Here is a 9,167-nt window from a genome sequence, read left to right on the forward strand (position 1 = left end):
GCGTCATTCGTAAGGCGATCAAGAACCGGAAGATTTTTCGGACTGATGAGTCAGTCATGAAGGTAATCTATCTGGCCATGGAAAAAGCTTCCGAGAAATGGACCATGCCGATCAGGAACTGGAAAGCAGCCATGAACCGGTTTGAAATTATGTTTCCTGACCGGTTCAAGGAGTAATAGTTTTGGTGGCGTTTACACAGAATTATTTACAGGCTCCTTTTACTATTCGCCCCCGGATATGATCAACACCCTTCAAATACCCAAATCACTGCACCTCTCCGTAAAAAGGGTGATAGCGCTTCCTCACAGAAAACGGTAATACCATGATTACTATTGGTATTTACAACCAACAAGTTGTTTTGTGACAACTACGGCAAGGTATGAAAAGGGCACCCTGAAGCCTACACAAACGCTTCACAGAACTCCCACGACTGTGTAAGAATGTCTTAAATACTCTGCTTCTCCAGGAAGGAGGAAGCTAAATTGCTATCCCCAATAAATGGACAACGGGCAGTCAGTTTGGAACTTATTTCCTCGTTAGGGAAGACGAAATTGTTGTTCTCAATGCAACATCTAACAAGAAAAAATGATAAGCGCCAGGTCATCTATAAACCTGCCAGCTGTCTTCGCCTGATTTTTTTTGTTTTATTGCTTTCGCTTTCCGCCTCCCTGGTTGCCGATCCGATTTACATCAGTGGTGATGACGCCATTACTGACCTGCAACTCGTATCGGTTAAACCGCCACCTGATATTTTTAAAAGCTCATTCCCCAATGAAGATAACCCACTGAACTGGTATCGCTTAGATATTGAGCTGTCACCCTACTCCACACATGACTGGTTGCTGGTATTCCGCCAGGTTCCTCATAAGAAGCTGGACGTTTTTATCCCGGTCAACAACGGATATCAACTGAAAAAAATGGGCATTGATGGGTCACTGTCAGGCATAGCGCCCAATGCCATGAAGCTTAAGCTCAAGCCCGGGGAAAATAAAACCTGGTACATACGTCATGACCCCGTAGCTCTCAATCAGCTCAATCCTGAATTATGGCCATCTCTGAGTTACTATGAGGCATTGAGCGAACAGCAAACCGCCATCAGCTCGATTCAGACGCTTCTTATAGTGGCCTTGATTTTCATCTTTACCCTGACCCTCAGGAATCGAACCCCGGCCCTGTATCTGCTGATCAGCCATATGCTTGCTGCCAACATGATGATCCTCATGTGGGAAGGCGAAGTTTTTCGGGCTGTCTCATGGCTGGGGGATCCAGGCCACTGGCTCATTCTGATGACAGCAATGGTTCTGGTTACCGGTATTACCAGCTATCGAACTCTGGCACTTCTACCAATCTATAATCCCAAAACTGACCGATTGATTCTTTCACTGAACACCTTTGGTATTGCTCTCACGATATATGCGATCACCTTAGAAAGCATCGCATCAGAGACAACCATAAAACTGGCCGCCTATGCACTTCTGGCAAGTTTCGCCCTGGTTGTCCTGGCAACAGCCTATTGCCTTTATAATGGCATTCGTCCCGCAAAAATGGCCTTTCCTTCAGCGCTTACCATGCTTATTCTACTCTCATGGTCATGGTATACCGAAGCATGGCCAAGAAGCCTGCCAACTTACCCGGAGCTTATACTCCTCTCTTTTCATGCAGTCCTGTTACCTCTATTTTACTGGTATGGTCACCAACAGAACTTGCACCACGCCATGTCGATTAATGCTATCGCTCCAGCCAGCAGAAAGCGACGTATATTCGAGACAGCACTACGGGAGCACCTGCAAAACCCGGACTCACCACTCTCTGACAATGATCTGATCCAGAAAGTACTTGCCACCTTTGAAGAAGTATTACCCGGAGTTCCTGCCATGGTACTTCGCCACCAGCAGGATGAATGGCACTTTTCCCTCGGGGAAACCACTGACTATACTAAAACTGCTAATAATCTGGCTCAACAGCTTCCAGACATCGAAGACGACCTGCTTAGCGTGATCTCTTCGGGCACCGAAACAAAAATCAATTTTAAAGACCGGTTTGGAACCATCTATTGGGTATTCCCACTGAGCATAGATGCCGAGAATAAAATCCTCATGGTGCTTGCCCCCTCCAGACATCACCGCAATGCCACAACCTGGCAAACCGCCAGCGATATCAGCAACCATGCGTGCACCCTCTTTCAGGCAAACCGACAATCTCTCTTCTGGCAGCAGCAGGCCAACCTTGATCCACTGACCGGATTGCTGAACCGTCGGGCCTTCTGCCAGGAAGCAGAGAGTATTATCCAGACCTCTCTTGGCAATAACACCACTCAACCATGCTGCGCCCTGTTCATGGACATCGATAACTTCAAACAGCTTAACGACCAGCAGGGTCACAATACCGGAGACCAGATACTTAAAATGACTGCTCTTATATGCCGCAAGTCCCTCAGGCATCAAGACTTATTAGGGCGATATGGGGGGGAAGAGTTTGTTGCCTTATTACCCAATACAGAGCCCTGGCAGGCATTTCGTGTTGCGGAGCGAATGAGAAGTGCCATTGCCAGTGAGCATGCAAAAAACAATAAATGGCCCAACAGCCTGCCCACAACCGTCAGCATTGGTGTTTCTGCTCTGTCCAGAGATGTGGACTCTCTGAGTAAAATACTGGAGGAAGCGGATAGAGCGATGTACCGGGCAAAGCAGAAAGGCAAGAACCGCACATCAATCAGCACAAGCCTCACCGATGTCCGCTTACCAGCCACTTGATACAGTCATAAAAAACACTTCCAGCCTGATGAAAAATAAAGCAACGGATGCCTTTCCCCAACGTCTGATCCATTCTTATAAACAGATAAAGTCCAGAATAAGTTTTCAAGACCGAGCACCAGCCATTATCGTAGATTTACATATAGGGATTTGAAGCTCAGGCTGATTAAAATATCACTCAAAAGAGACTTCCCGCCTCAGGTTAACTCCAACATGTCTAAAGCAACCGGCCTTCATAACAATGCTCTCGATAAAAAAGAGCAACAGAAAAAGAAGCTGGAAAACGTTGATCTTAAACTGGAAGGACGTGACCTTCGCTGGCTTGAGAAAGTTGCCAGAGCCCCACACCAGGAGCCCTGGAGCGTCACCATTCTCCAATTCGCATGGACTGCTGGCCCAGTTACCCTGATGGCAGCCTATTTTGGCTACTATTTTGCCTATGGCGTCGTGATGCCTCTTGAACGGGCTTTTTATTTCCTCGGCTACTCCGTTATCGCAGTTGCACTGGGTGTAGGTTACCGCCTGTTTCACAACATGACCCATGGTCGGCAACAGGCTAGAGATCGAATAAGTCTTCTGAATCTGATTGACCAGATTCCTGAGCTGATCTACCAGGTTAGAGACCTTGGCCAGGTGAACATGACTGAAGAGCAGCGTCGTATTCATTCTGCAGGTATTCTACTGCGTAAGCTCGACCTTGGCCCTGAGTGGGTTTCTACCGCGATTGAAGACCTGACGGGTAACCAGCAATTGGCAAAGCAGGCAGAGCGTATCGAAATATTCCGCCGCGCCGGACTGTACAACCGAATGCAGGACATTATTGAAGAGGCCAGGGAAGAAACAGATAAAGCCTGGACCTCTCTCAATGAGAACCACCCACGAACCGCTGAGGCACTTAAAAAGCGCCTTAATGGTGTTGTTGCCCGCCCCCATGATGGACAGAAACGGGAACCCCACTTTATTGAACGGGTTCTTTCCGCTATCGAGGAAGGCAACGAAAACCTGATGACACTTCACGACGTGGAAGAGATACTAACCCTGTGTTTCGAGCTGATCTGCGGCCGGGAAATTGCCTATCTGAAAATTGAGTACACCGGCCACTGGGATCTTGCCAGAGCCCTGGATAAGCTGGAGGAAGAACGAAACGACCTTCGCATCAGCCGCGCAAGGGTATACTCCCGCCTGAAGGCATTAACCACTTACTTGAATAACATAGGTATTCCCTCAGAAATTGGCAGTGGTAACGGCTTAAGCACCCACAAACTGCTGGCCATCGCTACAAAGTCCCTGGACAACCTGAGTCTCCAGGTTCGTGAAGCCCGTCAACTGACCCTTTCCAGCCCCCAGAAAAAAGGGGCAAAAAAGCACCTGCTGACACTCACAACAAAGAGCCAGCAGCTGGAAAAAGCGCTCCAGATCTATAATGAAAGCCACAGGGCCTACCTGAAACAGGGACGGGACAGCCTGCTATTGAAGCGGGCTTTGAAGAACTGGCAAAAGCTATCCAGCAAGTATCAACACCAGAATAATGAAAACCTGAAGCGCAGTCTGACCATCTCTGAACAGACGATTTTCCTTGACGATGAAGATAAAGCTGAAGTCACACAGCGTATCCGCCAATACCTGAATGAATCGCCCGATTTATCCAAGGCTATGCTTGAAACTCTCCAAGCTGACGAAAATAGCCAGCAAAGCTCAATACAGCCAGACTCTGAGAAAAGACTGACGGAAGCGCGAGCCCGAGATATTGCCATTGAGATCGCAACCATTCTTGATCCTTACATTCACCTTCACGATCCTCAGATTCAAAGGGCCATTGAAAGTGCCAATGCCATCAGTCTGGCTAATATTGAACCGGGAATGACTGCCCGAACAAAAGCAGCATGGGGAGAAGCCATGGCAAGTGCCGTGGAAAAGAACCTTGCGGCCAGTGCTGAGAAGCTGGCTCAAAACCTGATCCGTTATTACCGGGTTCCACTGAGTGATCAGACAATCAACTTTCTGGTTAAAACCTATAATGCCAGTCTGGAAAGGCTTCAATTTATTGCCCGCTATGAAACACCGTTGAGTGCGTCCTACTCTCTGGATAATGTCTCAGCCATGGAAGTTCCTCAACCCAAAGACAACTGGCAAATCGATCTTTACAACGCTAAAAAAACCATTACCCGCTTAAGCTTAAAAGGCATGGCATAAGCAGTGATCCACTGCTTCTAGCAGTCCGTATCGCCATGCAGCAGGCAATAAGTCAAACAGTGTGCGGCATACCGAAATATACCTACTTTTTTACATGAGGTACTATAGTTCGTTGATTATTTATTGCCCAGATTCGCTTCCAATAGCACGCAGACTTCACCTCAAGCTTTTTTTCATTTGATGCCACTGGAATCAGAACACCATCCGATTCCAGTTATCCTGATGGGAACCGCTGGCTGAAGCCACGTTTACGTTCTATGATGCAGATAGCTGGGCGTATCTCCTGATTTTACCTGTGGAGGAGTCTTATGATTCTGGAAGAAGTCATAGATCTCTCGCGCTTTCAATTTGCCATTACAGCGCTCTATCACTTTCTATTCGTCCCGCTGACGATTGGAATGACCTTTATTCTGGCGATCATGGAGTCCGTCTATGTTATGACGGGCAAACAGATCTATAAAGATATGACCCGTTTCTGGGGTAAGCTCTTTGGTATCAACTTCGCCATTGGTGTGGCCACCGGCCTTACCATGGAGTTTCAGTTTGGTACCAACTGGTCTTATTACTCCCACTATGTCGGCGATATCTTTGGTGCCCCACTGGCCATTGAAGCCCTCATGGCCTTCTTCCTGGAATCTACCTTTGTAGGGATGTTTTTCTTTGGCTGGGACCGTCTGAGCAAGGTTCAGCACCTGGCCTGTACCTGGCTTATGGCCATTGGTACCAACCTGTCTGCACTCTGGATTCTGATTGCTAATGCCTGGATGCAGAACCCTGTAGGTGCAGAGTTCAACTTTGAAACCATGCGCATGGAGATGACCAGTTTTGCTGACCTGGTATTCAACCCGGTTGCTCAGGTCAAGTTCATTCATACTGTGGCTGCTGGCTATACCACGGGAGCAATATTCGTCCTGTCCATCTCTGCCTACTACCTGCTCCAGAATAGAGATATCGGCTTTGCACGTCGCTCTTTTGCCGTTGCTTCAGGCTTTGGTTTAGCTGCCATTCTGTCCGTTATCTTGCTCGGTGACGAGTCCGGTTATGAGCTGGGTGATGTTCAGGAAGTAAAACTGGCTGCCATTGAAGCAGAATGGGATACTCATCCAGCACCGGCCAGCTTTACCGTCATCGGTATTCCTGACCAGGAAAATATGGAAACTGACTACGCCATCAAGATTCCATACGTGATGGGCATTATTGCCACCCGCTCCCTGGATGAACAGGTCGCCGGTATCAAAGACTTGATTGAAGGTAAAATCCCTCGCATTAAGAATGGCATGATTGCCTATGAATTACTTCAGAAGCTGAAGGCTGGTGAAGATACACCTGAGAACCGAGATGCATTTCTTGAGGTCGTCGATGACCTGGGTTATGGACTGCTGTTGTCCCGATACACGGATGATATTCCATCTGCCTCGGATGCCATGATCCGTCAGGCAGCTGAAGATGCCATTCCAACAGTATGGCCTCTCTTCTTCGCCTTCCGTATTATGGTCGGCTGTGGTTTCCTGATGCTCCTGCTACTGGTGACAGCGTTTGTGAAAACCGCCCGCCGTTCGGAATACAAGAGTCGCTTCTTCCTTAAGCTCTGCCTGTGGTCGTTGCCATTGCCCTGGATTGCCAGTGAAATGGGCTGGTTTGTTGCGGAATTTGGCCGTCAACCCTGGTCTATTTCAGGTATCCTGCCAACCTATCTGTCGGCATCAACACGAACCGTTGCTGACCTTTACCTGAGCATTGCTGGCTTCACGCTGTTTTATGGCATCTTTGCCATTGTCGAAATCTGGCTTATGGTTAAGTACTGCAAAATCGGCCCCAGCAGTCTGCATACAGGCCGTTATCACTTCGAACAAAAACAGGCGATTGCTGATGGCGATCTTTCCAGCAACGTCCAGGGAAAAGCATAAGGAGTGATTACGATGGATTATGAAGTTCTCCGATTTATCTGGTGGGTTCTGATTGGCGTCCTGTTTATCGGTTTTGCCATTATGGATGGCTACGATCTGGGTACTGCCAACCTTCTGCCATTCATGAGCAAAAACGACACTGAGCGTCGTATCATGATTAATGCTGTCGCCCCTCACTGGGATGGTAACCAGGTGTGGCTGATTACTGCCGGTGGTGCGCTGTTTGCCGCCTGGCCTACTGTATATGCGACAGCCTTCTCCGGCTTCTACTGGGCAATGGTTCTGGTGCTATTCGCCCTGTTAATTCGCCCGATGGCATTTGACTACCGCTCCAAACTACCTGACCCACGCTGGCGCAATGCCTGGGACTGGGGACTGTTTGCCAGCGGTATTGTACCTTCCATCGTGTTCGGCGTGGGTTTTGGCAATATCTTTGTTGGCTTTGAGTTCCAGCTTGATGGTTTCATGCGCTCCAGCTTTACCGGCTCATTTTTTGACCTGCTCAACCCGTTTTCACTGTTGTGCGGCATTGTCAGTGCTTCAATGCTGACCATGCAGGGTGCTGTCTGGCAGAAAATGCGTTCTGGTGATCCGATCCGCCATCGTGCAGCTGCCGTTGCCCGTTATTCTGCAATCCTGACACTGGTTGCTTTTGCTATTGGCGGTTTCTGGCTTGCTCATATCAATGGCTATCAGATCACCAGCATTGTGGATACAAACGCCCCTTCCAACCCTTTGAACAAGACTGTCATTCTGGCGGAAGGTGCCTGGCTGAATAACTACAGTCTGTACCCGATCATGATAATCGCACCGGTACTTGGCTTCCTGGGGACAATTGGCGTCATTGTATTTTCTGGCACAAAACTGGATGGTCTGAATTTTACGTGTTCATCACTGGCTCAGGCTGGAATCATTATGACTGCGGGCTTCAGCCTCTTCCCGTTTATACTGACATCCAATACTCACCCTCAGTTCAGCCTGACGCTCTGGGATGCAACCTCAAGCTTCATGACGCTGGCCATCATGACCGGTGTTGCTGTTGTATTTGTTCCCATTATTCTTGGCTATACCATCTGGTGTTTCTACAAGCTTTGGGGTCGCATGACCGCTGAGCGCATTGAACAAGAAAGTCATTCACTTTACTGAATAAAGAGGGAGCTGAACAATGTGGTATTTTGCATGGATCCTTGGTGTACTTCTGGCATGCGCTTTCGGCATCATTAATGTGATGTGGTATGAGTTCCATACCGATCACTTTGATGAAGAGACCGGCGCACCTCTGCAAAAGCCAGAGTAAAACCAACACTCTGATTGCCTGATTGTTTATATGCACCCCTGTCATTTGATGGGGGTTGTTTATTTCAAGGTAATAAAAAAGCACTCTCAAGTGGTTTGATACTTTCACTATTAGTACAATGCCTTTCCATATAACCGCTAATCGCCGCATGACCCACTCAGTTATAAGTAGCTATTTTTATGTCCGAGAGAGATGACGAACAAAGCTTCCTAGAAGCAATGAGTGACGTACGACCGTTAAGCGGAAAAAAAAGTAACAAGACACATTCTGGCATCAGTCGCAAGCCAAACACCGATGTCCCTGAAAGCACACTCAGGGCTCGCAGAAGAGCTGCTGAACAGGAAAAAGCACCAGCGGGAGCCGCACTCTCTGAAGCATGGATTGAGCCTGTCGACCCTGAACAGTTTATTGACTTCTCTCGACCCGGAATCCAGACAACCAGGCTCAGGCAGCTACGCCAGGGGATGATTCCAGTTCAATTTCAAGTGGATCTGCATGGCTATAAGATTGATGAAGCCAGAGAGCTGATCAATGAATTCATCCAGGTTTCCCGCTTCCGTGGACTGACCTGTGTGCGCATTATCCATGGCAAGTCTCACCGAAGTAAAGAACGTCAGTCGACGTTAAAGAGCCATACCAATCACTGGTTGAAGCAGCTGCCGGATGTTCTGGCATTTTGTTCTGCGCCACCTTCAGAAGGTGGAACGGGTTCAGTACTGGTTCTATTGAAACGAAAATAATGCATCACTTTCCACAGCAGACCATAAGAACAAATGCTGCTTATCGTCCTATAGCAGGCATGATATTATACCAATTGAATTTTCTAACTACTGTATAACTGCCCAATCACGGGAGCACAGACTGAACAGTCGACCAGCTTCGCTGCAAAGGTTATTCCAAGCTTCACAGCAACAATCTACAATATTTTCATAACCTGAAAATGCTTTGTTTGATAAGTCATGCTCCCGCATCCACTCCCATAGCCTTTCTGAGCTGTTTAACTCCGGTGCGAATGGT

General features: G+C 48.0%; 6 protein-coding genes and 2 pseudogenes. 7 read left to right on the forward strand and 1 reads right to left on the reverse strand.

Features of this window, described 5'->3' with window-relative positions; all coding sequences use genetic code 11:
- The 7 genes and pseudogenes from AK963_RS32340 to AK963_RS21600 all read left to right on the forward strand — a co-directional run.
- A pseudogene (locus tag AK963_RS32340) lies at positions 1-176 on the forward strand (IS256 family transposase); the annotation flags it as partial.
- 387 nt (positions 177-563) lie between these two features.
- Positions 564-2,753, forward strand: a complete 2,190-nt coding sequence (locus AK963_RS21575; RefSeq protein ID WP_066017490.1) for a diguanylate cyclase — start codon at positions 564-566, stop codon at positions 2,751-2,753.
- 213 nt (positions 2,754-2,966) lie between these two features.
- Positions 2,967-4,946 carry a hypothetical protein gene (locus AK963_RS21580; protein ID WP_066017491.1) on the forward strand — a complete coding sequence of 660 codons (1,980 nt, stop codon included), beginning with the start codon at positions 2,967-2,969 and terminating at the stop codon, positions 4,944-4,946.
- A 308-nt stretch (positions 4,947-5,254) separates the two neighbouring features.
- The gene (locus AK963_RS21585) at positions 5,255-6,853 is read left to right on the forward strand and encodes a cytochrome ubiquinol oxidase subunit I (RefSeq protein WP_139117576.1); all 1,599 of its coding nucleotides are present in this window, start codon (positions 5,255-5,257) and stop codon (positions 6,851-6,853) included.
- Positions 6,854-6,865: 12 nt separating this feature from the next.
- Positions 6,866-7,999 carry a cytochrome d ubiquinol oxidase subunit II gene (gene cydB, locus AK963_RS21590; RefSeq protein WP_066017492.1) on the forward strand — a complete coding sequence of 378 codons (1,134 nt, stop codon included), beginning with the start codon at positions 6,866-6,868 and terminating at the stop codon, positions 7,997-7,999.
- A gap of 19 nt (positions 8,000-8,018) precedes the next feature.
- Complete coding sequence (gene cydX, locus AK963_RS21595; protein ID WP_066017493.1) at positions 8,019-8,150, forward strand: cytochrome bd-I oxidase subunit CydX; 132 nt, start codon at positions 8,019-8,021, stop codon at positions 8,148-8,150.
- 179 nt (positions 8,151-8,329) lie between these two features.
- Positions 8,330-8,890 carry a Smr/MutS family protein gene (locus AK963_RS21600; protein ID WP_066017494.1) on the forward strand — a complete coding sequence of 187 codons (561 nt, stop codon included), beginning with the start codon at positions 8,330-8,332 and terminating at the stop codon, positions 8,888-8,890.
- A gap of 87 nt (positions 8,891-8,977) precedes the next feature.
- On the opposite strand, the pseudogene AK963_RS35735 reads toward AK963_RS21600, so the two are convergent.
- Positions 8,978-9,167, reverse strand: a pseudogene (locus AK963_RS35735) (IS630 family transposase); the annotation flags it as partial.

Source organism: Endozoicomonas atrinae, from assembly GCF_001647025.1.
Lineage (GTDB): Bacteria > Pseudomonadota > Gammaproteobacteria > Pseudomonadales > Endozoicomonadaceae > Endozoicomonas > Endozoicomonas atrinae.

What these genes read in the sequence shown, in the direction of transcription:
- AK963_RS21585 (WP_139117576.1), top strand. Translation starts at nt 5,255, where the DNA reads ATGATTCTGGAAGAAGTCATAGATCTCTCGCGCTTTCAATTTGCCATT.
- AK963_RS21600 (WP_066017494.1), top strand. Translation starts at nt 8,330, where the DNA reads ATGTCCGAGAGAGATGACGAACAAAGCTTCCTAGAAGCAATGAGTGAC.
- cydX (WP_066017493.1), top strand. Translation starts at nt 8,019, where the DNA reads ATGTGGTATTTTGCATGGATCCTTGGTGTACTTCTGGCATGCGCTTTC.
- AK963_RS21580 (WP_066017491.1), top strand. Translation starts at nt 2,967, where the DNA reads ATGTCTAAAGCAACCGGCCTTCATAACAATGCTCTCGATAAAAAAGAG.
- cydB (WP_066017492.1), top strand. Translation starts at nt 6,866, where the DNA reads ATGGATTATGAAGTTCTCCGATTTATCTGGTGGGTTCTGATTGGCGTC.
- AK963_RS21575 (WP_066017490.1), top strand. Translation starts at nt 564, where the DNA reads ATGCAACATCTAACAAGAAAAAATGATAAGCGCCAGGTCATCTATAAA.